We start from the raw sequence: 26,153 nt of genomic DNA, 5'->3' as shown, positions 1-26,153 counted from the left end.
CTCGGCGGGTCCGGGGATCGCGCGTCGCAGGTTCCGGCGGTGCGGGGTGGGGTCGTGCGTCGCAGGGTTCAGCGGCGGGTGCCAAGGGTCGTGATGAGCGAGGCCAGCAGGGCGATGCGGGGTGCGACCGTCGTGGTGTCCAGCCATTCCCCGGGGCTGTGGTCGGCGCCGCCGACGGGTCCGAGGCCGTCGAGCGTGGGGGTGCCCGTGCCCGCGATCAGGTTGGCGTCACCGACGCCGCCGGTGGCGGCCGCGCCGAGGGTGATGCCCAGAGCCTGCGCCGTGGTCTCCGCCTCGGCGTACAGCGCCCGCACGGCGGGGGTGTCCTCCATCGGCGGGCACAGGTCGCGCTGCTCGATCGTGACGTCGGTGCCGGGGACGCGGCAGTCGGTGGCGGCCTCCGCCATGGCCGCCCGTACGGCCGCGAGGTCGCGGGTGCCGGCCGCGCGCACCTCGACCTGCAGCTCGGCCTCGTCGCAGACGATGTTGGGGAGCCGGCCGGCGCGGATGACGCCGACGTTGACGGTGACGCCCCGCTCGGGCCGGTTCATGGCCTGGAGGGCGACGGTGAGCCGCGCCGCCGTCAGTGCGGCGTTGGCTCCCCGTTCGGGCTCGATGCCCGCGTGGGCCGCCTTGCCGGTGACCGTGACGAGGTAGTCGGCCACGCCCTTGCGGGCCACGACCAGGTCGCCGTTCTCGCGGGCGCACTCCAGGGCCAGCGCGCAGTCCACGCCGCGGGCGACGTCCTCGGTGACGGAGCGGCTGAAGGGGGCGCCGATCTCCTCGTCCGGGGTGGCGAGGAAGACCAGTTCGGCGTAGTCCGTGACTCCTTGCGCCGCCAGGATCTCCAGTGCCGTCAGTCCGGCGAGGAGGCCGCCCTTGTCGTCGCTGACCCCCGGGCCGTGGGCCAGCCGGCCGGCCAGGGTGAAGGGACGTGCGGCGGCGGTGCCGTCGTCGAAGACGGTGTCCATGTGCCCGGCCAGGAGCACACGTCGTCCGCCGTCGCGCGCGGACCAGGTCCCCCGTTTGCGTCCGACCAGTACGTCGCCGGTGCGGGTGCCCTGCCCCGGAGGGGGTGGGGTGCGCTGCACGGTGAAGCCGAGCGACCTCAGCCGCCCCTGCACCCGGTCGGCCACCCGGTTCACCCCGTCGGCGTCGTGCGAACCGGAGTCGATCGCCACGAGTGCGGCCAGGTCGCTCAGATAGTCCTGGAGGCGGTCCTCGGCGAGGGCGAGCACGTGCCGTTCGCGTGTGCGCTGCCGCGCGTGGGCGCTCACAGGACCTTGGACAGGAAGGCGCGGGTGCGTTCCTGCTCCGGTTCGGTGAGGACCCGGCGCGGATCGCCGGCCTCGACCACGACGCCCTCGTCCATGAAGACGGCCGTGTCCCCGACCTCGCGGGCGAAGCCGATCTCGTGGGTGACCACCACCATCGTCATCCCGTCGGCCGCCAGGTCGCGCATCACGTCGAGCACGTCCCCGACGAGTTCCGGATCGAGGGCCGAGGTGGGCTCGTCGAACAGCATGAGCTTCGGTTTCATCGCGAGCGCCCGGGCGATGGCGACCCGTTGCTGCTGGCCGCCGGAGAGCTGGGCGGGGAAGTGCCCGGCCCGGTCCGCCAGACCGACGCGCCGCAGGAGTTCGTGCGCCTCCTCCCGGGCCTGCCCCCTGCTGACGCCGCGGACCCGTACGGGGGCTTCCGTGACGTTGTCGAGGGCGGTCATGTGCGGGAAGAGGTTGAACCGCTGGAAGACCATGCCGATGTCCCGCCGGCGCTCGGCCACTTCCCTCTCGCGCAGCTCGTGCAGGGTGTCGCCGTGCTGGCGGTAACCGACCAGTTCACCACCCACCGTCAGCTTCCCGCCGTCGACCTTCTCCAGGTGGTTGATACACCGCAGGAAGGTGGACTTGCCGGACCCGGAGGGGCCGAGCAGACAGCACACCTGACCCTGTTCGACGGTGAGGTCGATGCCCTTGAGGACCTCGAGCCTGCCGAATTGCTTGCGCACGCCCTCGGCGCGCACCATGGGCACGTTCATCACGCGGCGCCCTTCCTGCCGGGGCGGAGGGTGGATTTGCCGGTCGCGAAGCCCAGCATCCGGCGCAGCGGCGAGGCCTGCCCCTGTGTGGAGCTGCCCCGGCCGTAACGCCGCTCCAGCCAGGCCTGGGGCACGCCGAGGAAGGTGACCAGGGCGAGGTACCAGATGCTGGCCACCACGAGCATGGGGATGACCTGATAGTTCTGGGCGTAGACGTCCTGGATGTTCGACATCAGGTCGTGGGCGGAGATGACCGACACGAGAGCGGTCATCTTGAGCATGTTGATGGTCTCGTTGCCCATCGGCGGGATGATCACCCGCATGGCCTGCGGAAGGACGATCCGGCGCATGGTCAGTGCCGGGCCCATGCCGAGGCTGTGGGCGGCCTCGGTCTGGCCGCGGTCGACGGACTGGATGCCGGCGCGCACGATCTCGGAGGCGTACGCGGCCTCGTTCAGCCCCAGCGCGAGCAGGGCCGCCACCGGCGGGGTGAGCAGGGAGTTGGTCTCCACCTGGAAGAAGGTGATGTCGGTGAAGGGGATGCCGATCTTGACGTACTGGTAGAGGGCCGCGGCGTAGCCCCAGAAGATGATCTGCACCAGCAGGGGGGTACCGCGGAAGACCCAGACGAAGAGGGTGGCCAGGCCGTGCAGCACGGGGCTGGTGGACAGCCGCATGACGGCGATCAGGGTGCCCAGCGTCAGGCCGAGCGCCATGGCCGCCGCGGTCAGCCACAGGGTGGTGGCGAGCCCGTCGAAGATCAGCCCGGCGAAGAGGTAGTGCCCGACGACGTCCCAGTGCAGGTTGTCGTTCTTGGCGAGCGACCCGGCCAGGCCGGCGAGGGCGGTCAGCGCCACGACGATGGCGATCCAGCGCCCCCAGTGCCGTACGGGGACGACCTTGAGTTCCTGGGGGGCCGGGCCGGATCGCGTGGTCTTGAGCGGTGCGGTCACGTCGGTCATGTCAGTCGACCGCCGCGTTCCTGGTGGCTTCCTTCACCGCGATGGAGGCCACGCCGTACTGGTCGAAGATCTTCTCGGCGGTGCCGTCGTCGATGAGCTGCTGGAGCGCCTTCTGCACGGCGGTGGTCAGGGCGGGCAGCTTCTTGCTGACGGCTATGCCGTTGGGCGAGGCGTTGTAGCCGCCCGGGGCGGCAGGGTCGTCGACGAGGTCGAAGGCGGCTCCCTTGTCGGCGGTCTTGGCGACCCAGCCCGCGGCGGGCTTGGTCAGCACCTGCGCGACGACCTGGCCGGAGCGCAGGGCGAGTTGGGCGTCGGAGTCCTTGGGGAAGGTCTTGATGTCGATCTTCCCCTTGGCACACTTGCCCTGTTGCGACTTGAGCAGGTCGAGCTGGTTGGTGGCCGCCTGGACGGCGACCTTCTTCCCGCAGAGGTCGTCCAGGGTGGCGATCTTGCCGGGGTTGCCGTCCGCGACGAGGATGCCGGAGCCGGACTGCGAGTAGTCGACGAAGTCGACGACCTGCTGGCGTTCCTTGTTGTCCGTGATGGCGGACATGGCGACGTCGTACTTGCCCGCCTGGATGGCAGGCACGATGCCGTCGAACTTCTGCGCGCTGAAGGCGAACCGGACGCCGAGCTTGGCGCCGATGGCCTGTCCGAGGTCGTAGTCCAGACCGGTGAACTGGCTGCTGCCTTCCTTCACGTACATCACGAACGGCGCGTAGGGGACGTCGGTGGCCACCTTGACGGTGCCGGACTTCTTGATCCGGTCCGGGAGGGCGTCGTGCAGGGCGGGGTCCTTCTTCACCGTCACGCCCGCCACCGTCACCTTGCCGGCCGGCGCAGCGTTCGCGGTGTCCTCGTCCCCGCAGGCCGTCAACGTGAGCGAGGAGGCCGCCAGGAGGAGGGCGGCCGCGGAGGCGGACAGGAATCTGTTCATGGGGCAGGGCCTTTCGGGTGCGGAAGCGGACCGGGCGCCTTCTTCTCGCCGGCCGATGCCGCTGTAAGTTACAGAACCAGTACATCGATGGCTAGATGTATCGCACGCTGCGTGCGAACTCGACAGCCAAGATGCCCTTCACTGGCGCTCAATACATGACTGAAGGGATATATCACCCTCATCTCGAGACCGACCGTGCGTTACATCAGGGCACTGATAGCGATCACTCGTATCGGCAGCGTCCACGTGTCTGCCGCTGTCGCACGACACATCGCCGACGGGACCAATCCGCCGGCCTCGCGGAGTCGGATTCCCTGTGTGGTGGACACGGCCAGGTGGCTTTGCGCGGACCCGGCGGGGCACCTGACCGGGGACCTTGCATCCGGCGCCCCGGCGACCGCCGAACTCGTGTCGTCACCCAGGCAGGAACGGACAACGGTGCCGGTCGCGACCGGCGCAGGGATGGATGTCGGTGAAGGAACCCGTATTTATCGGCCCGAGCCCGGTGAAGCAGCCGGACCTGGAAGCGCTGGTGGAGTCCGTGGCACGCGGGGACACCGATGCCTTCGGCCGGCTGTACGACGCCGTCGCGGCCTCCGTACTGGGCGTGGCCCGAGCAGTGCTGCGTGACGCGGCGCAGTCCGAGGAGGTCGCCCAGGAGGTGCTGGTGGAGGTGTGGCGCACCGCGCCCCGCTACCGGCCCGACCGCGGTACGGCCCTGAACTGGATCCTCACCCTCGCCCACCGGCGTGCCATCGACCGGGTCCGCTCGGTGGAGGCGGCCGCGGCCCGGGACCACAAGGCCGCGCTGCTGGACCGGCTGCCGGAGTACGACGAGGTGAGCGAGCAGGTCGAGAACCGCCTGGAACGCGAACAGGTCCGCCGGTGCCTGCGCACGCTCACCGAGCTGCAGCGTCAGTCCGTCACCCTGGCCTACTACCGCGGTCTGACCTACCGCGAGGTGGCCGCCCAGTTGTCCCTGCCCCTGGGGACGGTCAAGACCCGCCTGCGTGACGGACTGATCCGCTTGCGCGACTGCCTCGGAGTGAGCGCATGACGACCGACACGGATCTGCACACCCTGACCGGGGCCTACGCCCTGCACGCCCTGTCCGACGACGAACGCGCCCTGTTCGAGCGGCACTTGAACGCGTGCCCGTCCTGCGCGGACGAGATCACCGAGTTCACGGCCACCGCGGCGAAACTGGCGGCTGCCGTCGCCGTCACGCCCGACCCCGCCATGAAGCGGCAGGTTCAGCAACGTGTGACCACGGTGCGCCAGGTGGCCCCGCACGTCCCGCGCACGCCGTCGGCCGCGCGGCTGCGCCGGCGTCTTTCCCCGCTCGTGCTCGCCGCCTGCCTGGCCGCGGCAGCCGCCCTGGGAGGAGTGGCCGTGTGGGAGCACGACCGGGCGGAGGACGCCGTTGCGCAGGGCGAGGAGGCCCGGCGGCAGGCGGACGAGCTGGCCGCCGTGCTGGGGGCTGCCGACGCGGTGTCGCGTCGCGTCCCGCTCCAGGGGAGTGCGAGCGCAGCCCTGGTCGTCTCCCGCGCGCACGACAAGGCCGTTCTGGTGGCGGCCGACATGGCGGCGCCGCCCGACGGCAAGGTCTACCAGCTCTGGTACGACCAGGGCGGCACGATGCGTCCGGCAGGGCTGATGGACAGCGACCGCACTCGTCAGGCCGTGACCCTGTCCGGATCGGCCAATGCGGCCTCCGCCGTGGGCATCACGGTCGAACCCGCCGGAGGATCACCTCGCCCCACCTCGGCACCGGTGGCCGTGGTGGACCTGCCGGCGTGACGGGCGCGTCCGGACATCCGGACCGATCGATGTGAAGGCGGGTGGCTGAACGCAGTTCTGCTGCGTGTTCCGTTGCTCGCCGGGCCCCGGTGGTCAGCAGGTCTGCTGACCACCGGGGCTTTCTTCGCGCACTCTCGCCCTTTTCGACAGGGTGACCGAATCGCATTGCCCCCTTCGAGTGGACGGCCCGCCTACGGCAATCCGCTCTTATCCGGCGAGCGAATTACGCGTGGCCGCCGCAGAGCGCGGCGCCCGGGCGGAATCGCGCTGCGCCCGGAAACGCGAAACAAGGAGAACCACCATGAAGATCCGTGCGATCCGGAACGCCGGTCTCGTCGCCGCTGCCGGTGCGTTGGCGCTGGGTGCGGCCAGGGCCGCCTCCGCGGACAGCGGCGCCCAGGGCGTGGCCGCCGGCTCCCCCGGCGTGGCCTCCGGGAACGTCGTGCAGGTGCCGGTCCACATTCCGGCGAACCTCTGCGGCAACACGGTCGATGTCGTCGGCCTGCTCAACCCCGCCTTCGGCAACACCTGCGCCAATGTCAGCGGCCACGGCTGGACGGGTCGGGACTGACCGGAAGACCGGAAGACTGGAACATCCGTAGCCGCGAGCACCGCGGATTGGTCCGGGAAGAAAGTCGATCGATTTGATTTCCGGGCCAATCCGGCCGCCGTCCGGCAGCGGATTACCCACGTGAGCGAAGAAGAGAAGAAGCCACGAACTCCCGTGCAGCGACTGCGCCTTGTGCTCGGTGCGCTGAGCGGCTTGCTGGCCGGATTCGCCGCACTGACCGTGGCCGAACTGGTGGCGGCATGGGTGCGGCCACAAGCCGGTCCGGTCGTGGTGGTCGGCGGTGCGGTCGTCGACCGCACCCCGGCCGCGGTGAAGGACTGGGCGATCCGCACGTTCGGTGCGGACGACAAACTGGTGCTCCAGGCCGGCATCCTGGCCGTCCTGGTGGTCCTCGCCCTGGCTCTCGGTGTTCTCGGGCTGCGCCATCGGCGCCTGGGAGCGGCCGGAGTGCTGGTCTTCGGTGCCGTCGGCTCCGCGGCGGCCTTGGGGCGACCGGACTCCGAGGGTGTCGTGGACGCGCTTCCCTCCCTGGTGGGGGCGGTGGTCGCGGCCGGTCTCCTGTACCTCCTCACGGGCCGGATCAGCACCGCGGGCCGCTCCCCCGGCGGATCGGACCGGCACCCGGACGCGAGCGGAGAGGAAGGCTGGGACCGACGTGGTTTCGTCATCGCGGCCACGGTCGCTGCCGCCGCCTCGGCGGGAGCGGGTGTGCTGGGCCGGTCCCTGAACGACTCCGCCGGCAGGGGCGCGGTCGCCTCCCGGAACAGCCTCGTCCTCCCGGCCGCGGGCTCGCCCGCTCCCCCGACACCCCGGGGGGCCCGGGTCCGGGTGGCGGGTGTCAGTCCGTTCGTGACCCCGACCGAGGACTTCTACCGGGTGGACACCGCCCTGGTCGTGCCCAAGGTCGACGCCAGGAGCTGGCGGTTGCGCATCCACGGCACCGGGGTGCGTCGTCCGCTCACCCTCTCCCTCGACGATCTGCTCGCACGTGAGCTGATCGAACGGCACATCACGCTCACCTGTGTGTCCAACGAGGTCGGCGGCCCGTACGTGGGCACCGCCCGCTGGATCGGCGTCCGGCTGGCGGACCTCCTGGCGGAGTGCGGTGTCGTGCCGCCGTCGAAGGGGGGCCGTGCCGACCAGCTCGTGGCCCGGTCGGTGGACGGCATGACCATCGGCAGCCCGGTCGAGGACGTCATGGACGGCCGCGACGCGATGCTCGCCCTCGGCATGAACGGTGCCCCGCTGCCCTTCGAGCACGGCTTCCCGGTCCGCATGCTCGTACCGGGTCTGTACGGATACGTGTCGGCCTGCAAATGGATCGAGGACATCGAACTGACCACGTTCGACGCCTACGACGCCTACTGGGTCAGGCGCGACTGGGCCCGCGAGGCACCCGTCAAGACCCAGTCGCGGATCGACACACCGAAACCGTTCGCCCGTCCGAAGACCGGGACCGTGATGGTGGCCGGGGTCGCCTGGGCCCAGTCCCGCGGCATCGACCGGGTCGAGCTCCGGGTGGACGACGGTCCCTGGCAGGAGGCCACGCTGGCCGCCGAGGACACCCGGGACACCTGGCGCCAGTGGTCCTTCCCCTGGAAGGCGACCAAGGGCACGCACACCCTCACCGTCCGCGCCGCCGACCGCACCGGTCAGGTGCAGACCGCGCACCGCACGCGCACGGCTCCCGACGGTGCCAGTGGCCGGCACTCGGTCGCGGTGACCGTCGAGTGACCCCCCGAACCATTCCCTTTTCCCCTACACCCGACAGCGGCCGACGGCCGCTCGATCATCAGGAGAACCGCATGAACACCCGTGTCCGCCGCATCGCCACCGCCGTCGCAGCCGCGGCCGTCCTCCCCCTCGCGCTGAGCGCCTGCTCCGACGACGGCGGCAGCTCGTCGAAGGCCGACTCCGACACCAAGGCATCGGCGTCCGCTCCCGCCTCCGACGACGCCATGGCGGGCTCCAGCCCGTCCGCCGCGGATGAGCCCTTCGGCCCCGCCTGCGCCTCCGTGCCCAAGGACGGTGCCGGATCCTTCGACGGCATGGCCAAGGACCCCGTGGCCACGGCCGCTTCCAACAACCCGGCGCTGTCCACCCTGGTCACCGCGGTGAAGAAGGCGGGCCTGGTCGACACCCTCAACAACGCGGAGAACATCACCGTCTTCGCACCCACCAACGACGCCTTCGCCAAGATCCCGAAGGCGGACCTGGACAAGGTGCTCAACGACAAGGAGCAGCTGACCAAGGTCCTCACCTATCACGTCGTGGGCCAGAAGCTCGCCCCGAAGGACCTGGAGAACGGCTCCTTCGACACCCTGGCGAAGTCCAAGCTGACGACGTCCGGGTCCGGCGAGTCGTACACGGTCAACGACTCGGCCAAGGTGGTCTGCGGCAACGTGAAGACCGCCAACGCCAACGTCTACATCATCGACACCGTGCTGATGCCGCAGAGCTGACCGCCCCTCCCCCACCTGCCGGCCGGGCTTCGCGCGAGCGCGCCCGGCCGGCAGGCACTCACGCCCGGAGACCGGTCCCCGAGGTGCAGGGGACACCCTCAACCAGCGTGGTGGATCACCAGCTTGAACTCGGCGAGCAGGAGCAGCCTCGCCTTGGCGTCATCGTGCGTGACGCGCAGTGCCAGCGGCGTACGAGGGTCCACGTTGATGGCCCAGTGCTTCGCGAAGAACTGCCGGCCCGGACTCGGTACGCGGTGCTCGGTCGCTGTGGTGTCGTCGGGACGCGGCGTCAGACCGAGCGGGTCCCGCACGAACTGGTCACGCAGCTCCTCGTAGCCGCCCTTACGGCTGCGCGCCTCCCACTGGAGGAGCGCATACAGCTGCCCGAGGCCGGCCTTGGACGGCCAGATCAGCCCGCTGCGGTCGTCCCTCGCCCAGTTCGACACCACGTAGCCGTCGGGCTGCACGGCCTGGTGCATCTCCCACCTGTCCGTGGACTCGCCCGCCCCGAACGGGAACCGCACCACCTTGTAAGCCGACCCGGGCGCGATCAACTGGGGCGTGTCCACCTTCAACGAGCAGAACTCGACGCCGGGCATGGTGGAGCCGCTTGTTCCGGACATGGGTCACGTCTGCCCACTCGTGCCGTCCGCCATGCGGTGCGCGTTTCCCTCTGACGTCATTTCGGGCGTGGCAAGGCCCTCTCCTACTTGTTGCGGGCTCTGGACACCAGGAACGCCACGCCGACGACGACCACCAAGGCGACAGCGATGAGCCAGAAGGCCGGAGTGCCCTCTCCGGCACCCTTGGCCAGGAACTGACCATCAAGCATGTAACCCCCTCCTGCCCGTAGTTGCTCCGTCGGCGCCTCGTCGAGGACACCGCTGCGGCCCTGTACCCGTTCGGGCGATCGACATGCAGTGCCGTGTCCTTCACGGACGGCCGCCCCCCGGTTGCCTTCACTCCCGCATCCCCCCTGCTCGTCCCCGGTTTCCCGGTCACCGGGCCGGTGGGCAACAGGAAACCCGTCGCCGCCCGGCCCGGGGCGGCGCGACTCTGGATCCGTCAGCCGGCCGCGGTGAAGGGAGGCGGAGTCCATGCGACGGGCACTGATGTCGGTCTGCGCGGTTGTGGCAGCCACCGCGGCCGTCACCGTCACGACCGGGTGCACCGGCGGTGACGGCGACGACGGCCGTACAGGGGGCCCGCGTTCACGGCCCGCGGCGCTGACCTGGCAGCAGGAGCTGCGCGTCGCCGATGCGCAGCAGCGTCTGGTCAAGCAGTGCATGAACCGCCGGGGCTTCACCTTCTGGGAGGACCGCGGTCTGACGCTCGACGAGAGCCGGCCGGTGCGCTTCGTGCAGGACGACGTGGCGTGGGCCCGCACCCACGGGTACGGGGGCCGGATCGAGGCGAAGGGGCAGGCCCTCCACGCACGTAATCCCGTCGCCGCCTACCGGCAGGGTCTGCCGGCCGATCGGCGGGCGGCTTTCGACGCGGCGCTGGACGGCGGCGCGGACGCCCGCGTGCTCACGGTGGCCCTGCCCGGGGGCGGGAAGATCCGCAAGCGTCTGGGCGGCTGCATGGCGGAGGCCGAGCGCACGCTCTACGGCGACCCGGCCGCCTGGTTCCGCGCCGGGAAGGTCGTCACGGGTCTCAACGCCCTCTACGGGAACCGGCTCATGAGGGACCGCCGGCTCAGCTCCACGGTCAGGGCGTGGTCGCGGTGCATGCAGCGGGCGGGACTGCCGTACGAGGATCCGCGGGCCGCTCGCGACGCCGTCCGCGGCAACGCCGGCCGGCTGGAACCGGCCCGTTCCGATGAGGCGTTCGCCGCGGAGCGGAGGGTCGCCGTCGCGGACGCCGTCTGCGCCCGGCAGACCTCCCTGCGCGCCGTGGCCTCAGCCCGCGAGACGTACTACCTGGAACGCCTGCGTGACCGGTACGGCCAGGAGATCGACACCTACCGGCACCTCGGTCAGCGGGCCTACGACCGGGCGGTGCGGATCGTTCCGGAGCGCCGCTGACCACGCGCTCCGGGGCCCGACACCGCTCACCGGTGTGGCGCGCCGGGCCGACGGCCCGGCACACCGCACCCGCACCTCCGCACGACCGGCACCACACCGACAGTGACAGGAAACGAGGGAAACAGCATGCGCAAGATCAGCGTCACCGCAGCGGTCCTGGGGCTCGCCGCCCTGGGCCTGGCCGTGCCCGCCACCGCCCAGGCGGCGGAGAGCGCCGTTCCCGGCCCCGGCTGCAACAGCAAGTGGGGACCGCGCAACGGCTACATGTACGCCTGGCAGGACCTGGACTGCGGGGGCACCCTGTTGATCAGCACGGCGGGCAACAGCAGCAACTGGGGTCCCGGCTCCAACGACAAGGCGACCTCCGTCATGAACCGCGGCTACACGGGCGGCCTGGACCACGTCGCCTTCTACGAGAACGACAACTACGGTGGCGGCCACGCGTGTCTGGCGCCGGGCGAGCTGTACGCCGACAACCTGACCGACAACCGGTTCACCAACGGCGTCATCGTGAACGACAACATCACCTCGCACCGCTGGGTGGCCAGGAGCGCCTGCGGGGCCTTCCTGACCTGATCCGCCGTCGACGGCGAACGGGCGGCCCGCGCTCCCTGCGGGCCGCCCCACCGCCCCGACTCGGCGCAGCAAGCCGCGCAGAATGTCCGGAACCGCCCCACAGGTTCCGGACGTTCGCCTTTTCGCCACACCGGGGGAAAGGCTCGGCTGCCCTGCGCGCCCCCGCAGTAGCCTGGGCATCCGCCGTCTCACGGACGCACTGCCATGGGGGACACCGTGGGAGACCCGCAGCACGGGCATGACGCCGACGACCGGAACGGGCGGGACGGGAACGCGCCGACCACGCAGTCCTTCCCCGCGCAACTGCGACGACTGCGCCAGGCGCGCGGCCTGTCACTGACCGATCTGGCACGGCAGACGCACTACAGCAAGGGCTACCTCAGCAAGATCGAGACCGGAACGAAGCGAGCGACCCTCGATGTCGCCCGACTCTGTGACCAAGTGCTCGGCGCGGACGGGGAGTTGCTCCGGCTCGTCCAGGAGAGACCGCCCTCCGGCGGCGAGGACGCACCCGAGGCCGCGATGGCCGAGCAGCGGTCCGACGAGCCGTGTCCCTACCGTGGACTGTCGGCGTTCACCCCGCAGGACGCGGAGTGGTTCTTCGGCCGGGAACGGGCGACGGCCGCTCTGGTGGAACGGGTCTTCGAACGGGTGGGCAACGGCCCGCTGTTGCTGGTCGCGCCCTCGGGTGCGGGCAAGTCGTCGTTGCTCAACGCCGGACTGGTGCCCGCCCTGCGGCGCGGCGCCTTCCCGATGCCCGGTGCCGACCGGTGGCCGGTGGTGACGTTCACGCCAACGTCGCGGCCGCTGGAGGAGTTGCTGGAGCGCACCGCGAAGGCGGTGGGCGGGGACCTCGGAGTCACCGTGGAGGAAGCCCGCCGCCACCCCGGCGCGGTGCCGGACGCCGTACGGGCGATGACCGAGGCCCCGCCCGGGGCTCCTGCGGGGGGCCGCCGGCCGCCGCCCTGCCGGCCGGTGCTGATCGTCGACCAGTTCGAGGAACTCTTCACGCTCTGCACGGACGCGGACGAGCGCCGGTCCTTCGTCCGGGTGCTCCGCGCGCTGGCGGCGTCCTGGCCGGACGCAGGCGGGCACGGTTCCGCCGTCGTGGTGCTCGGCATGCGGGCCGACTTCACGGGCAGCTGTCTCGAACTGCCCGAGCTGGCCGCGGTCTTCACCGACGCGTTGTACGTGCTCCCCCCGATGTCCCTGGCGGAGCTGCGCGAGTCCATCACGCGCCCGGCCCGGCTCGCCGGGCTGACCCTCCAGCCGGGGCTGGTCCCCCTGCTCCTGCGCGACGCGGGGCTGCTCGACGGACCGGGCGGCTCCTCCCCCGACCCCGCCGGGGGCCATCCCGGCGCGCACGAGACGCCCTCGGGGGCCCTCCCGCTCGTCTCGCACGCTCTGCTGGCCACCTGGCAGCGGCGTGAGGGCTCCGCACTGACCGTCGCCGGGTACGAGCGGGCCGGCGGGATCCGGGGCGCGATCGCACGCACCGCCGAGAACGTGTTCACCCGGCTGTATCCGGCCGAGCAGAAGACGATCCGCCGTGTGCTGTCCCGCCTGGTGTACGTCGCGGACGGGGCGGGGGCGACCCGCCGCCGGATGGGCCGGGCGGCGCTGATGGAGCAGCTCGCCGACGCCGACGGCGCTCCCGCCGCGCTCGACGCCTTCGTCCGGGCCCGGCTCATCACGATGGACAGCGACACCGTCGAGATCACCCACGAGGCGCTCCTGCACGCGTGGCCGCGGCTGCGCGACTGGATCCACGCCGACCGCGCCGGACTGCTGCTCCACCAGCAACTGGCCCACGCCGCCGCGGAATGGGAGCGCGAAGGCCGGGATCCGTCCGTCCTGTACCGCGGCACCCGGCTGAACACCGTGCGTTCCTGGGCCGAGGAGCTCGACGGCTGGAGCCGGCTCAGTCCCGGCGAGGAGTCCTTCCTCGGGGCGAGCCTGGCCGAGCAGCAGGTGCTGGAGCGGCAGAGCAGACGCCAGGTCCGGCTGCGGCAGTCGATGCTGGCCACCCTCGCCGTGCTGCTGGGCCTGGCCCTGACCGCCGGGGCGTTCGCCTACCAGCAGCGCGAGAGCGCCCTGGACCAGGAAGCCGTCGCCCGCTCCCAGGCCCTCGCCGTACGGTCCGCGTCACTCGCCGGAGGGCAGCCCGAGGCGTCGATGCTGCTGGCCGGGGAGGCCTATCGGACCCACGCCACCACCGAGGCGCGCGGCGCGCTGCTGAGCACGCAGTCCCAGCCCTTCTCCGGCCGGCTGGGCGGCCACCGGGGCGCGGTCAACGCGGTGGCCTTCGCGCCGGGCAACCGGACCCTGGCGACGGCCAGTTCCGACGGGACGGTGACGCTGCGCCGGGTGCACGACCGCCGGACGACCGCCACGTTCGCGGTGCACGGCCCCGTCCGGTCGATCGCCTTCAGCCCCGACGGCCGTCTCCTGGCGGCGACGTCGGCACGCGGTCCCGTGAGTCTGTGGGACGTCGCCGGGGCCCGGCGGACGGCCGTGCTCGGTGAAGGCACCAGCGGCGCCCGGACGCTGGCCTTCGACCCCCGCGGAGCCAGGCTCGCCGTCGCGACCACGCGCGGGGCGATCGAGGTGTGGGGCACGGCGGGCAGGCCGCGGATCACCGCGACGCTGACCGGACACGAGGGCTCGGTCAACGCGCTGGGGTACGCGCGGCACGGCCGGGCCCTGGTCTCCGCCGGCAGCGACCGGACGGTGCGGCTGTGGGACACGGACACGGACCGGGCGACGCAGTCGACCGTGCTGAAAGGGCACACCGACGAGGTACTGGGCGTGGCGTTCTCCCCGGACGGCCGCAGGGTGGCCTCCGGCGGCATCGACCGGACGGTACGGCTGTGGGACGTCCGCGGCCGCCGGCTCAGCGCGACGCTGCCGGGGAGCAGCGACGACATCAACGCCGTGACGTACACCCCCGACGGCACCACGGTCATCGGCGCGGTCGGTGACGGCACGACCCGGTTGTGGGACGTGCGCAGCGGCCGGCAGACCGCCGTGCTGGCCGGCCACACCGACTACGTCATGGGGGTGGCCGTGACCTCGGACGGCTCCCTGCTGGCCACGGCCGGGTTCGACCGGTCCGTGGTCCTGTGGGACCTGGGCGGCCCGGTGCTGACGGCGCGTCCGTTCACGGAGGTGTGGCAGGCGCGGTACAGCCCGGACGGGTCCCTGCTGGCCACGGCCGACACCGACCACACCGTGCGCCTGTGGGAGGTTCGCGGGCGGCGGCTGGTGGGGACGCTCCGGGGCCACACGGAGACGGTCTTCTCGGTGTCCTTCGCACCCGACGGGCGGACCCTGGCCTCCGCGGGTTCCGACGGCACGATCCGGCTGTGGGACGTGGCCGGCCGCTCGCTGCTGAGGACGCTGAGGGGCCACTCGGGGCAGGTGCTCTCCGTCGCCTTCGCGCCCGACGGCCGGACTCTGGCCTCGGCGGGCGCCGATCGCACGGTGCGCCTATGGGGTGTGGACGAGCGCACGCCGCGGGCGACGCTGACCGGCCACCGCGACTACGTCAACGGTGTCGCCTTCAGCCCCGACGGCCGGACCCTGGCGAGTGCCGGCGACGATCTGGACGTACGCCTGTGGGACGTGTCCGCGCGACGGCTCCTCGACACGCTGGGCGGCCACACCGGCGCGGTCCGCGGCGTCGCGTTCGCGCCGGACGGGCGGACCCTGGCCAGCAGCGGCAACGACGGCACCATCCGGCTGTGGGACGTGGGACGGCGCCGTGCGCCGGCCGTGCTGACCGGGCACATCGGCTCCACCCGGGGCATCGCCTTCGCCCCGGACGGCCGGACGCTCGCCAGCAGCGGCAACGACCGTACGGTGCGCCTGTGGGACGTGGCCGGAAGGCGTCCGTGGGCGACGTTGACCGGGCACACCAACGCGGTGTGGAGCGTGGTCTTCGCTCCGCACGGACACACGGTCGCCAGCAGCAGCACCGACGGCACCGTACGGCTGTGGGACCTCGACCCCCGGTCCCGGCTGGCGGAGATCTGCCGGCTGCGCGCGGACCTGGACGCGGACGAACGCGCCCCCCTGCTGCCCGGGGTCCCGCTCTCGGACAAGACCCCTTGCGACGGCCGGGACTGAGGGACGGAGTCCCTGATCGGGAAGTGTTTCCCAGGTGTTTCCCGTTGCCTGCCGGCAACAGTCGACGGGCGGGGCGTCGACGGCAACGGGCCGCGGAGAGCAGGCTGCTGTGCGACCACTTCTTCACCGCCTACAGGAAACGGGGGTCCTGGCATGGTCCGCCGGACCGGTCTCATCCGCACACTGATCGCCTTGATGGCCCTGATGTTCTGGGCACCGGTGTCCGCCGCCGCCGCGCCCGGCCCGCAGTCCACGCCGCAGACGGCCGCCGCGCAGTGCGGCGCCCTCGCTCCCGGGGCCTCCGCCGCCGCGGAGCGGGCGATCGCCGCCGCCTGCGCCGAAGTGGCGGCCGGCACCTGGTACACGTGGGGCGGCGGCCACGGTCCCCGGCCGGGCGCCACCTACGGGCAGATCGACCCCACCGACCCCGACAGCGCGCACGACCCGGAGCGGCTCGGCTTCGACTGCTCCGGCCTGGTACGGCACGCCTACGCCAAGGCGACGGGCTCCGACATCCTCGACGGCATCGCCAGCCAGCAGTACTACACGCATCGGGCCGCGGCCCGCTTCACGGCCGCACAGGGCCTCGCTCCGCTCCTGCCCGGCGACCTCCTCGCCTGGGGCACGCCGGACGACCTGCACCACATCGCCATCTACCTGGGCGCGGGCAAGATGGTCGAGGCGAAGGAGTCGGGCACCCGGCTCATGGTCAGTGACGTCCGCATGAACGGCTACTTCGGAGCCGTCCGCGTCAACACCGGCCAGGTCACCGGTCACATCCACCAGACCTGGGGCACCGACGTGTGGACCAAGGCCAAACCCGCGCTCGGCGCGGCGCGTGTGTACGCCTTCCCGTACTCCACCACCATCCGGGTGCAGTGCCAGATCCATGCGGAGATGGTCAGCGCCGAGGGCTACGACAACGACGCGTGGTCGTACCTGCCGGACTACCGGGCGTGGGTGAGCAACATCTACATCCAGGGGCCGGCGTGGCTCGACGGCGTCTCGGACTGCGGGACGGACAAGCCCGTGCCGATGGTGTGACGGGGCCGCAGCGCCGTGCAGGGGACCCGGGCACCGCGATCAAGCGGTGCCCGGGTCCACGCGCCTCAGCAGATGTCGAGGCTGTGGAAGTCGTAGGTCGCGTAGTCCGGGAAGCTGTAGATCTGGCCGTCCGCCGGGGCGTGGTACGAGTAGGTGGGTCCCCAGAAGCGGACCTGGGCTCCGCCGGTCTGATTGTTGCGGGCGAAGAGGGAGTCGACGAAGTTCGAGAGCGACCGTGTGTCGCACTTGAACAGGTGGAAGATGCTCAGCTTGCCGTCACCCTGGCCAACGGCCACGCAGGCGATCCCGGATGCCAGGGAGCACGCGATCAGCTCCGAGTTCCGCTTGTCGGCCGGCACGTCCCGCCTCACCCACTCGCCGGAGAACAGCGGGGAGATCTGCGGTGTCCATGCGGTGGTCCCGGCCGTGCCGTCCTGCGCTGCCTGCGCCGGTGCCGACGCCGCCAGGGGCACGAGGAGTGCGGCGATCATCGCCACGACCATCGCAACAACTCGTGTCTTGGTTCTGCTCACGCTCATGTGATCCCTCGGTAGTCGCGACTGACGCAGCCGTTCCGGCGGCCGGATGCCGCCACCACGGCTGCTGCTGTCACGCGCCGGAGCGCCGGCTCCTCTGCTCCCCCGGGTGCCGCAGCGGCCCGGCGCTCCCCGTGTCAGCGCCTCGGACCGTAGTGCGGGCACGGCGCGTCGCGACACTGACAAGTGTCAGGGTGTGCACGGGCTCGCGACATGGTCGTACGGGCGGGCATGTGCCCAACCGGCGTGCACGGACACCGTCTCGGCAGAGGACGGCGGTGGGCCTACCTCTCGTCGGGTTCGTCCTCGTCGCGCAGGCCCCTCGACGGCCCCCTGACGTTGCCCAGAACGCGTTTGCTCTGCTGGTCGACGAGGCGTGTCACGGTTTCCTGGGCGATGCCGAACATGAGGGCCCAGGCGAGGATCTGGGCACCGGAGTCCAGGTCCGTCAGTCCCGGCACGAAGCCGCCCTGGATCACGAGCAGACCGAAGACCGCGGCCAGGGCGCCGACCGGCAGCCGCAGCAGCAAGAGGCAGATGGGCACCATGTACGGTGTCGCGGTGCCCTGCATGTGGCGCAGCGACACGGCGCCTGCCAGAGCCGCCCCACACAGCCCGAAGAACTCCACGATGAGTACGTCGGCGCCCTCCGGCGTCCCGTCGATCGGGCAGACCAAGTTGACTTTCGGCCGGAAGCACAGGTTCTGCGCTATCGCGCTCGGCTCGGCGTATCCCCAGAAGACGAGGAGCCCGGCGATGAGGCCGGTGAGCAGGACCGAGGTCAGCAGGATGTTGCGGAAGCTGCGTGCCCTCGCCCTTTCCAGGTCCTGGGCGTCGTTCGCCGCGCGCAGCGCCCGCACCGCGAGGTCTTTGAACCGGGAGTCCACGTCGCGCCCGTTCGAACGGAGCTGCAGCTCCAGTTCGCTGCGCAACGGGTCCTCGTCACCGAGGTGCTGCTGCGCCCGCGCGAGGACCTCGCGGCCCCACCACGCCAGTTCCGCCTCCCCGGCGAGCTTCAGGATGGTGACCTCGGCCCGGTGGATGTTCGCCCACGTGCGGTCCACGGCAGAGCCGGACAGCAGGGACAGAGGTGTGTCCCTGCTGTTGAGAGCCTCTCGAGCAGCCTCGAGCTGAACCTTGGCCTTGTTCACGAGCCGTTGCCGTTCGCTCGACAGCTCGCCGCGGGCCTCGATCGTGCCCAGGTCGCCCTGGAGTTCGGCGACATACGCCGAGGCGCGCTGGTGCCAGGAGGACTTTCGCCTGCCCGCCACGTCTCCGTCTTCGTCAGGGATGATCCGCACAGGGGAATCCGTCATGGTTCCGCCCTCCGCCGAGCGACCCGGAGTTCACCTCAACAGGGCTCTCACCCTTCAAGTTTTCCGCTGCACGGGCGTCATCGCAAGTCCAAATGGATAACGCGAGCAGAACCCGCGGGATTCACCGTGGCCGGATGGGCGCCGACCGGAACGAACACCGTCGAATGATGCACATTTCAATTGCCAGGATATTCATTTCACCCTCAACATTTGATTCGAATACGAGCCGAAATCCTCTCTCCCCCACACAAGATGCAGGTCAGACAGGGCGCGAGTAATGTCGTGAACGGAATTGGACGGGATTCTCGGGCAACGATTTGAGGAAATTCGACACCCGAGCGGAATCACCACGCAAACAATGTGAAGGGAGAGCTGAAAATGTCAGATCTCATACTCTTCTACGGCGCGGCCACGGGACGTGGTGTCGTCGCCGCCCTCGACGACACCAACCATCTCAGGGATGTCACCGTCATATCCGCGGGCAGCTTCGCCAAGGACTGGACCGCCTTCACCGGTCTGAGCGGCGATCGGCTCCTGTTCTACAGCGCAGCCAGGGGCGGCGGCGTCGTCTGCTCCGTCGACGACGCCAACAACATCGCGGACGTCACCGTCATCCCCAACGGCAGTCTGGCCACCGACTGGACAGAGGTCACCGCGCTGAGCGGCGACCGCGTCCTCTTCTACGGCAAGTCCCAGGGACGCGGCGTCGTCTGCTCCATCGACGACGGCAACAACCTGACAGACGTCACCGTCATACCCCCAGGAAGCTTCGCCAAGGACTGGACGGAGATCGCCGCTCTGAGCGGCGACCGCATCCTGTTCTACAGCGCTACCGGAGGCCGCGGCGTCGTCTGCTCCATCGACGAGGGCAACAACATCGCAGACGTCACCGTCATACCCCCGGGAAGCTTCGCCACCGACTGGACCCAGATCACCGCCGTGAGTGGTGACCGCATCCTCTTCTACGGCAAGTCCCAAGGACGCGGCGTCGTCTGCTCCATCGACGACGGCAACAACATCGCGGACGTGACCGTCATACCCCCGGGAAGCTTCGCCAAGGACTGGACCGAGGTCAGTGCTCTGCGTCCACCGGAGGGCCGTGTGCGTGTCGGCCGCTCGGCGGAGCTGCACCACGCGTAGAGCAACCATCCCTTCACTGCGCCGGAGACGCACTGCGCGGCTCCGGCGCACTCGACGACCGGCCGGCGGGGCCCAGTGAAGGGGGATCGACGCCGCAAGCTGCTGTTCGGATGCACCGGACAGGTGAACTGCCTTACGGAGCAGGGGGGTCAGGCCATACGTTGTGACCTGAACCGAACGCTTCGGCTGAAAGACAGACGGCAGACATGACCGACCACGCGACCACCTCCGGACCGGCAGGGCATCAGAACATCGACACCTCCGTGCCGCATTCGGCCCGGATCTGGAACTACTGGCTGGGCGGGAAGGACAACTACCCGGTCGACGAGCAGGCCGGTGACGCCTACACCGCCGTGTTCCCCGGCATCGTGACCATCGCCCGCAGCAGTCGCGCCTTCCTGCGCCGCAACATCACGCACCTGGTCGCCGAGGCGGGGATTCGCCAGTTCCTCGACGTCGGGACAGGGCTTCCGACCGCCGACAACACCCACGAGGTCGCCCAGCGGATCGCCCCGGAGTCGCGGATCGTGTACGCCGACAACGACCCGATGGTGCTGGCGCACGCCCGCGCTCTGCTCAACTCCACGCCGGAAGGGGCGACCGCCTACGTCGACTCGGACGTGCTGGACCCGGACCGCATCCTGGCGGCCGCAGCCGACACGCTGGACTTCAGCCGGCCGACGGCCTTGATCCTCAGCAACATCCTGGGACACATCGAGGACTACGACCAGGCGCGCTCGATCGTCACGCGTCTGATGGGAGCACTGCCGTCCGGCAGCTACCTCTCCATCAACGATGGTTCGCGAGGCATCGACCCGGTCTTCGAGCAGGCGCAGGACGGGTACAACAAGAGCGGCGCGGTGCCGTACACGCTGCGCACCGTCGACGAGATCACCTCGTTCTTCGACGGCTTGGAGCTCTTGGAACCCGGCGTCGTGTCCGTCCCGCTCTGGCGGCCCGACCCCACGGACCCAGCCCCGCAGGTGATCGCCGAACACGGCGGCCTCGCCCGCAAGCCGTGACCAACCGGCCTGCTGCGGCGTGACGTTGTAGGCCGCCGGCGTCATCGGCTCCCAGCCCCGGTGACGTTCGATCTCCTTGCTGTTCTCCGCCCGGCGCCCGACCATGTCTCCTACAGTGATCATGGTGTGGACGCCGGGCGTCCGCACACGGGGGACGGGAGCCGGCGCATGCGCGGCACAGTACGGAGACTCGGCGGAACCGCTCTGGCCACGGTGGTCCTCGCAGCGGGGCCGGCGGCCTGTACGGACGGCGAGCAGGAGGGCGCCGGCCCGTGCACGGACGGGACGTACGCCTGGTCGGATGTGCGGCGTTCGGAGGAGCTGACCGAACTCGCGGACCCCATCCGGTTGGAGAAGAGGACAGCGTCCTACTCGGCCCGGCTCGAGCCGGTCGGCGAGACCCGCGTGCGGCCCGTGGTGAACGGAGCACCGCGAGGGGTCGGCGCCGCCGACGTGATCACAGCCTTGGGCAAGCACCTCCGGGTGGAGGAGCCGCTCGCCGGCCCGAGCGAGCGCGACGTGCCCGAGGAGCGTCTCGGACACGTCTTCGAGGCGGCGACCGGGGATCTCAAGGGTGCGTACTACTCGTGGGGCTATCGCAAGGCCGTCGAAGCCGACTTCGCCTATGCCTGCGGCTCCGCCGCGCCGGTGAGGGGCCACGTCCGGACCTGGGAGGGGACGGGTACCGGCTTCCTCCCCTGCTCCGCCGAACCGGCGGAGCTCTCGAGCGGTCGCCAGGCCGCCCGGCAGCGCTGCCCCGAGGGATCGAAGGCGGTCGAGACCTCCTGACCGGCACCACACCCGCACCGACCGCCCCTGCTCCCCCGGCATCGCCACGCGTGCGGTGTCACTGCGGTCCAACTATGGCCGGTTCCCCCGTACATAAGGTCGCTGCCCGCTGAAAGTCTTGGCCCGACGGTCCTCCCGGTGCGCTGGACGACTCGCACCCGGTCGGTGACGCATCGCGCAGGGGAACGCGACCGACATCCCGCCGCGCGACACGTCACGACCGTCTCGGCGCCATCTCTCCCCTCGTGACCGCTGAGCAGAGCGGGCACCGATCGAAGGACGGAACATGAAACGGATGGTCTCCAAGGCCGGTGTCGTATTAGGTGCTGCGGCGCTGGCTGCCACCGCGCTGATGACCGCCGGCCCCGCCAACGCGGCGTGGTCCGACTGCCCGTCCGGTGCGCTGTGCGCGTATCTGGGCACCGACGGCGCGGGCGACCCCGGAACGGTCTACGGCAACAACACCAACCTGTTGCAGTACAACAAGTTCAACAACGCGGAGTCGCTGTACAACAACGGGAACAACTGCGACGTGCGCGTCTACTCGGGCCTGAACTACACAGGTTCGGTCGCCACGGCGCAGCGGGGCTGGACGTACTCCCCTCTGTACAGCCCGTGGAAGGACAACGTCGCCTCCAACCGCTGGTGCTGAGCCGACACCGCGGGCGGTTCGCTCACCTGGTGCTGATCACCGCACTGGCCGCGGCCGGTTGCTCCTCCTCGGAGGAGCCCGGCCGTGCGCCCGCACCTCCCGATGTCCGCCCGCTGTCGGGAGCCACGGCGGTGAGTCACGCCGACTCGGTGCGCCTGCACGACCGCACGGAGCGTGCCGTCACCGCCTGTATGGCGGCCCGTGGCCAGGACTACACGGCGCAGCCCGCGAACTCCTCGGCGCGCGGCGCGGAGACGAACCCCTACGGGCTGCTCACCCCGCAGCGAGCCGCGGCGGACGGTTACGGCATCGTCGGCGAGTACCTTCACCTGCGGTCCACTCCGCCACCTGCCGAGACGCCGCGCTCGAAGTCCTGGCAGGAGGCCCTGACCGGAACCCCGGAGCACCGGGTGACGCTCCGGCTCACGGGCGGGACCACGGTGCAGTACTCGGCGGACGGTTGTGTCGCCCGCGCGAACGCGGAGGTGTACGGGCCGAAGTGGAACACGCTGGAGCCGCGCACCATGAAGCTGGCGAACCGGGTGCTCGCCACCGTCGAGGACGATCCGGCCTATCGTGAGGCGCTCCGGCGCTGGTCCGCCTGCATGAAGGAATCCGGGCACCCCGCCACGGACCTCCAGGCCGCCCGCGCATCCCTCAACTCCCGTCTCCCCGCCGCCGCGCGGGACGAGAAGCGGCTGCGAGCGCTCGGCCGCGACGAGATGGCGGCCGCGAAGGCCGACGCCCGCTGCCAGGCCGAGACCGCACTGGCGAAGACCGTTGCGGGCGTCCAGCGAAGGGTCGAGGGCACGCTGCTCACGGCGGAGGACCGCTCGACCGTCGCCGACTACCGGCGGGCCAAGGAACGGGCACTGCGCACCGCGGACGAGTGAGTGGCCGACGCCCGGGGACTGTATACGGGAAGGCGGTTACCGGGCCGGGTAAAGCCGGTGCCGGGCACGACGGCACGCCCGTCACAGAGACCGATCGTCTCGCAGGCTTCACCCTCCGCGACGCTGTAGCGGACACGCACGCCCACCTCGCTTGCGCCCCGTGTGCCCCACGCTCTCGGACGATGCGGACATGACGCGGACGGCAGCCTGCCTCGCCGGTGGCACGAGGAACTCCCCGTTCGGAGAGGCGTGACGTGTGGCGCTGTCGGCCCGCGGCCCGGAGTTCATCCGTCCACTCCGCGCCGTGGGTCCGACTCACCGAGTCTCAGCGTCAACCTGCGAAGACATAACGGATGTCTTGCGCCATCAACTACCGGTTGTGTTCAGGCCATTGACACCTCTATTACCCAGCATTTACGTTCCGGCCATCTGAGAGCGCTCTCAGACTCCCCTCCGGTGCAGACTCGAGGTGCCCCATGCCATCCCCACACTCCAGACGCGCAGCGATCCTGCTGCTCGCCCCGGCCCTCGCCGCGTTCGGTCTCGGCCCGGCCGCCACCCCGGCGGCCGCGGCCACCGTGCCCGTGGGCTCGGGCAGCTACTCCGACACCCGGCCGTCCGGCACGTCGGGCCCCACCACCAACACAGGAACGCCGGTCACGCCCAAGGTGACCGCCGCCGCGCGGAACCGGGCCGTGCCCACCAACGACTGGTGGTCCTCCCTCGCCTTCCAGCGCTACGGCGACAACCCGTGGTCGACCCCCATGTACGGTCATCCCCTCACCTACCAGGCCACGGCCGGCGGGCTCGACATCGGTTACCCGACCTCCCCCTCGATCGTCGGTGACGGCCGTCAGTACGAGTTCGCCCACAAGCGGGACCTCACCATCGGCCTGAGCGGCCTCAACTCGCCCGACACCAAGGCCGACGACTGGTCCGACTGGACGGTCACTCCGCTGTGGTCCGACGGCACCCGTACCCTGCGCACCACCATCGGCCACGGCTCCCCGTTCGTCTACGCCAAGGGCACGGGTGGCAACGCGCAGATCACCACCGCCGGCGCACCCACGGTCTTCAGCGACCAGGGCAACGTCCTCGGCATCACCGTCGCCGGACACCACTACGCCCTTTTCGCGCCGACCGGCAGCGACTGGAACGTCTCCGGGTCCACCGTCTCCGCGGGCCTGGGCTCCAAGGACTACTTCTCCGTCGCCGTGCTGCCGTCCACCGGTGCGCTGGCGACCTTCAAGAAGTACGCCTTCAGCTTCGTCACCGACTCCAAGGTCGCCTGGAGCTATTCCGGCGGCACGGTCAGAGCCACGTACACGCTGACCACGGAGGCGAAGGAAGGGACCGAGCGGGGCACGCTGCAGGCGCTCTACCGCCACCAGTGGCTCAACACCTCCGACGCGCTGACCTCCTACACCTACGTCTCCCCGCGCGGCACCATGAAGGTCCGCGAGTCGGCCTCCTTCACCACGAGCCAGAAGGCGGCGGCGGTACTGCCCGGGCTGCCGAAGTCCAGTGGCGTGGACGCGGCCCGGCTGCGCGGCTACCTGAACGAGGTCGTGAACGCCTCCGACCCCTTCTCGGGAGCCACCGACACCTACTGGACCGGCAAGGCGCTCGGCCGCCTCGCCCAACTCGTGCCGGTGGCCGAGCAGATCGGTGAGACCGGCACGCGCGACCGTCTGCTCGGGCTGCTCAAGGGCAAGCTCCAGGACTGGTTCACAGCGGGTGGCGCCAACGAGTTCAGCTACGACAAGGACTGGAAGACCCTCACGGGCTACCCGGCTTCGTACGGCAGCGACACCGAGCTCAACGACCACCACTTCCACTACAGCTACTACGTCTACGCGGCCGCGATCGTCGCGCAGTACGACCAGGGATGGGCCGCCGACTCCGCGTGGGGCGGCATGGTCAAGACCCTCGTGCGCGACGCCGCCAACCCCGGCCGCACCGACACCGCCTTCCCCTTCCTGCGCGGTTTCGACGTCTACGCCGGCCACAGCTGGGCCTCCGGCCACCAGGGCTTCGCCGCCGGCAACAACCAGGAGTCCTCCTCCGAGTCCACCAACCTCAGCGCGGCCCTCGTCCTGTGGGGATCCGCGACCGGGGACACCTCGCTGCGCGACCTGGGCACCTACCTGCTGACCACCGAGTCGGAAGCGATCGCGCAGTACTGGTTCGACGCGGACGAGCAGGTCTTCCCCTCCTCCTTCAACCACGACACGGCCGGCATGGTCTGGGGCAGCGGCGCGGCCTACTCCACCTGGTGGACCGCCAACCCCGAGGAGATCCACGGCATCAACGTCCTGCCCGTCACCGGTGGTTCACTGCACCTCGGCGGTGAGAAGGCCGCGATCCGGCGCAACATCGCCGAGATGGAACGGGAGAACGGCGGCCCCGCCGTCGAGTGGCGCGACATCCTCTGGGAGTTCCAGTCCCTGGCCGACCCCGCCTCGGCCAAGTCGAAGTGGGACGCCGGAAACGCCGGCTACACGCCGGAGCAGGGTGAGTCCAAGGCGCACACCTATCACTGGATCAACACGCTCGACGCCATCGGCGCGCCGGACGCCACGGTGACCGGCGACCTGCCCACCTCGGCGGTCTTCTCCAAGGGGACGACCCGTACCTACGTCGCCCACAACCACGGGGCGTCGGCGCGGACCGTCACCTTCTCGGACGGGAAAACCCTCTCCGTCCCGGCTCGCTCCACCGCGAGCGCCACGGGGTCGGGCTCCTCGGACCCCGACCCGGATCCCGACCCGCCGACGGGGAACACCTTCCAGCTGCGCAGCGGTGGAGTGCTCACCACGGCGACCGGTGGCACCTCCGGCAGCGACACGATCGTCTCCGGCGGCGGCGCCAACCACGACGGCACTCCGTACCAGCCTCTCGTCTACGAGGTGCGCGGAGTCAACGGGACGCTGACTCCGGGCGCGGGGACGACGTTCCGGTTGCAGGTGGACGCCGGCACCACCGTCGGCCTGGGCCAGCAGGCACGCGTCAGCTACGACTTCACCGGTGACGGGAGCTTCGACCGGACCGAGACGTACAACTACTTCGCCACCGACCCGGTCGCCGGATGGGAGGAGTACGCCCAGACGCGCGGCCTCAAGGCCTCCACGGGCACCCTCGGCAACCTCAAGGGCGGAACCGTCCGCCTGGAAGTCTGGAGCGCCATCGGCAACGGCACTGCGAAACTCCAGACCGGCACGGACAAGTCCGTGGTGGTGATCCCCTACAGCTGATCAGAC

The 26,153-nt window shown here is 70.7% G+C and carries 23 protein-coding genes; 15 read left to right on the top strand and 8 right to left on the bottom strand.

What is annotated here, in order from left to right; translation table 11 throughout:
* Positions 1 to 68: 68 nt before the first annotated feature.
* Genes ACZ6ZN_RS19190 through ACZ6ZN_RS19175 form a run of 4 tightly spaced genes read right to left on the bottom strand, consistent with a single transcriptional unit; the run spans position 69 to position 3,937 of the window.
* Positions 69 to 1,277 carry a M20 family metallopeptidase gene (locus ACZ6ZN_RS19190; protein WP_469647699.1) on the bottom strand — a complete coding sequence of 403 codons (1,209 nt, stop codon included), beginning with the start codon at positions 1,275 to 1,277 and terminating at the stop codon, positions 69 to 71.
* Positions 1,274 to 2,026, bottom strand: a complete 753-nt coding sequence (locus tag ACZ6ZN_RS19185) for an amino acid ABC transporter ATP-binding protein (RefSeq protein WP_469648046.1) — start codon at positions 2,024 to 2,026, stop codon at positions 1,274 to 1,276. Before ACZ6ZN_RS19185 ends, ACZ6ZN_RS19190 begins: the two co-directional genes overlap by 4 nt.
* Before the next feature lie 11 nt (positions 2,027 to 2,037).
* Positions 2,038 to 3,000, bottom strand: a complete 963-nt coding sequence (locus ACZ6ZN_RS19180) for an amino acid ABC transporter permease (RefSeq protein ID WP_469647694.1) — start codon at positions 2,998 to 3,000, stop codon at positions 2,038 to 2,040.
* 1 nt (position 3,001) lies between these two features.
* Complete coding sequence (locus tag ACZ6ZN_RS19175; RefSeq protein WP_469647692.1) at positions 3,002 to 3,937, bottom strand: ABC transporter substrate-binding protein; 936 nt, start codon at positions 3,935 to 3,937, stop codon at positions 3,002 to 3,004.
* Positions 3,938 to 4,409: 472 nt separating this feature from the next.
* On the opposite strand from ACZ6ZN_RS19175, the gene ACZ6ZN_RS19170 reads away from it, so the two are divergent.
* The 5 genes from ACZ6ZN_RS19170 (at position 4,410) to ACZ6ZN_RS19150 (ending at position 8,770) form a co-directional block, all read left to right on the top strand.
* Complete coding sequence (locus ACZ6ZN_RS19170) at positions 4,410 to 4,994, top strand: sigma-70 family RNA polymerase sigma factor (RefSeq protein ID WP_451878896.1); 585 nt, start codon at positions 4,410 to 4,412, stop codon at positions 4,992 to 4,994.
* A complete protein-coding gene (locus ACZ6ZN_RS19165; protein ID WP_469647691.1) occupies positions 4,991 to 5,737 on the top strand; it encodes an anti-sigma factor in 747 nt (248 codons plus the stop codon). Before ACZ6ZN_RS19170 ends, ACZ6ZN_RS19165 begins: the two co-directional genes overlap by 4 nt.
* Before the next feature lie 301 nt (positions 5,738 to 6,038).
* Positions 6,039 to 6,308, top strand: a complete 270-nt coding sequence (locus ACZ6ZN_RS19160; RefSeq protein WP_469647689.1) for a chaplin — start codon at positions 6,039 to 6,041, stop codon at positions 6,306 to 6,308.
* 120 nt (positions 6,309 to 6,428) lie between these two features.
* The gene (locus ACZ6ZN_RS19155; RefSeq protein ID WP_469647686.1) at positions 6,429 to 8,042 is read left to right on the top strand and encodes a molybdopterin-dependent oxidoreductase; all 1,614 of its coding nucleotides are present in this window, start codon (positions 6,429 to 6,431) and stop codon (positions 8,040 to 8,042) included.
* Between the two features lie 71 nt (positions 8,043 to 8,113).
* Positions 8,114 to 8,770: a fasciclin domain-containing protein gene (locus ACZ6ZN_RS19150; RefSeq protein WP_451879963.1), complete on the top strand. Its 657-nt coding sequence runs from the start codon at positions 8,114 to 8,116 to the stop codon at positions 8,768 to 8,770.
* A 98-nt stretch (positions 8,771 to 8,868) separates the two neighbouring features.
* Here ACZ6ZN_RS19150 and ACZ6ZN_RS19145 read toward each other — a convergent pair whose 3' ends face one another.
* Positions 8,869 to 9,393: a hypothetical protein gene (locus tag ACZ6ZN_RS19145; protein ID WP_451879964.1), complete on the bottom strand. Its 525-nt coding sequence runs from the start codon at positions 9,391 to 9,393 to the stop codon at positions 8,869 to 8,871.
* Between the two features lie 83 nt (positions 9,394 to 9,476).
* Positions 9,477 to 9,602, bottom strand: coding sequence for a hypothetical protein (locus tag ACZ6ZN_RS19140; protein ID WP_469647684.1), 126 nt, complete (start codon positions 9,600 to 9,602; stop codon positions 9,477 to 9,479).
* A gap of 265 nt (positions 9,603 to 9,867) precedes the next feature.
* On the opposite strand from ACZ6ZN_RS19140, the gene ACZ6ZN_RS19135 reads away from it, so the two are divergent.
* The 4 genes from ACZ6ZN_RS19135 to ACZ6ZN_RS19120 all read left to right on the top strand — a co-directional run bounded on the left by ACZ6ZN_RS19135 (position 9,868) and on the right by ACZ6ZN_RS19120 (position 16,545).
* Positions 9,868 to 10,797 carry a hypothetical protein gene (locus ACZ6ZN_RS19135; RefSeq protein WP_469647682.1) on the top strand — a complete coding sequence of 310 codons (930 nt, stop codon included), beginning with the start codon at positions 9,868 to 9,870 and terminating at the stop codon, positions 10,795 to 10,797.
* Between the two features lie 126 nt (positions 10,798 to 10,923).
* Positions 10,924 to 11,373 (top strand): peptidase inhibitor family I36 protein, encoded by a 450-nt coding sequence (locus ACZ6ZN_RS19130; protein WP_398111589.1) that lies wholly within the window; start codon positions 10,924 to 10,926, stop codon positions 11,371 to 11,373.
* A gap of 204 nt (positions 11,374 to 11,577) precedes the next feature.
* Positions 11,578 to 15,501, top strand: a complete 3,924-nt coding sequence (locus tag ACZ6ZN_RS19125; protein WP_469647679.1) for an nSTAND1 domain-containing NTPase — start codon at positions 11,578 to 11,580, stop codon at positions 15,499 to 15,501.
* Positions 15,502 to 15,654: 153 nt separating this feature from the next.
* On the top strand, positions 15,655 to 16,545 hold the full coding sequence (locus ACZ6ZN_RS19120; protein ID WP_469647677.1) for a C40 family peptidase: 891 nt from the start codon (positions 15,655 to 15,657) through the stop codon (positions 16,543 to 16,545).
* 65 nt (positions 16,546 to 16,610) lie between these two features.
* Here the strand turns inward: ACZ6ZN_RS19120 and ACZ6ZN_RS19115 are convergent, their stop codons facing one another.
* Entirely contained in the window at positions 16,611 to 17,078 is a 468-nt protein-coding gene (locus tag ACZ6ZN_RS19115) for a hypothetical protein (protein ID WP_469647674.1), read from the bottom strand.
* A 287-nt stretch (positions 17,079 to 17,365) separates the two neighbouring features.
* A complete protein-coding gene (locus ACZ6ZN_RS19110; RefSeq protein WP_469647672.1) occupies positions 17,366 to 18,352 on the bottom strand; it encodes a hypothetical protein in 987 nt (328 codons plus the stop codon).
* Positions 18,353 to 18,775: 423 nt separating this feature from the next.
* Here ACZ6ZN_RS19110 and ACZ6ZN_RS19105 point away from each other — a divergent pair, with 423 nt between their 5' ends.
* The 6 genes from ACZ6ZN_RS19105 to ACZ6ZN_RS19080 all read left to right on the top strand — a co-directional run bounded on the left by ACZ6ZN_RS19105 (position 18,776) and on the right by ACZ6ZN_RS19080 (position 26,147).
* Positions 18,776 to 19,537 (top strand): hypothetical protein, encoded by a 762-nt coding sequence (locus ACZ6ZN_RS19105; RefSeq protein WP_469647669.1) that lies wholly within the window; start codon positions 18,776 to 18,778, stop codon positions 19,535 to 19,537.
* A gap of 206 nt (positions 19,538 to 19,743) precedes the next feature.
* Entirely contained in the window at positions 19,744 to 20,559 is an 816-nt protein-coding gene (locus tag ACZ6ZN_RS19100; RefSeq protein ID WP_469647668.1) for an SAM-dependent methyltransferase, read from the top strand.
* A 168-nt stretch (positions 20,560 to 20,727) separates the two neighbouring features.
* On the top strand, positions 20,728 to 21,348 hold the full coding sequence (locus ACZ6ZN_RS19095) for a hypothetical protein (RefSeq protein ID WP_469647666.1): 621 nt from the start codon (positions 20,728 to 20,730) through the stop codon (positions 21,346 to 21,348).
* A gap of 286 nt (positions 21,349 to 21,634) precedes the next feature.
* Positions 21,635 to 22,000, top strand: a complete 366-nt coding sequence (locus ACZ6ZN_RS19090; protein WP_398111596.1) for a peptidase inhibitor family I36 protein — start codon at positions 21,635 to 21,637, stop codon at positions 21,998 to 22,000.
* Positions 22,001 to 22,029: 29 nt separating this feature from the next.
* Positions 22,030 to 22,893 (top strand): hypothetical protein, encoded by an 864-nt coding sequence (locus tag ACZ6ZN_RS19085; RefSeq protein ID WP_469647663.1) that lies wholly within the window; start codon positions 22,030 to 22,032, stop codon positions 22,891 to 22,893.
* A gap of 476 nt (positions 22,894 to 23,369) precedes the next feature.
* Positions 23,370 to 26,147 carry a glycosyl hydrolase gene (locus tag ACZ6ZN_RS19080; protein WP_469647660.1) on the top strand — a complete coding sequence of 926 codons (2,778 nt, stop codon included), beginning with the start codon at positions 23,370 to 23,372 and terminating at the stop codon, positions 26,145 to 26,147.
* Positions 26,148 to 26,153: the final 6 nt, after the last annotated feature.

Source organism: Streptomyces sp. NPDC053665 (assembly GCF_055585285.1).
Note: the sequence above shows the minus strand (reverse complement) of the source record. Positions and strands in the feature narration are given on the sequence as shown.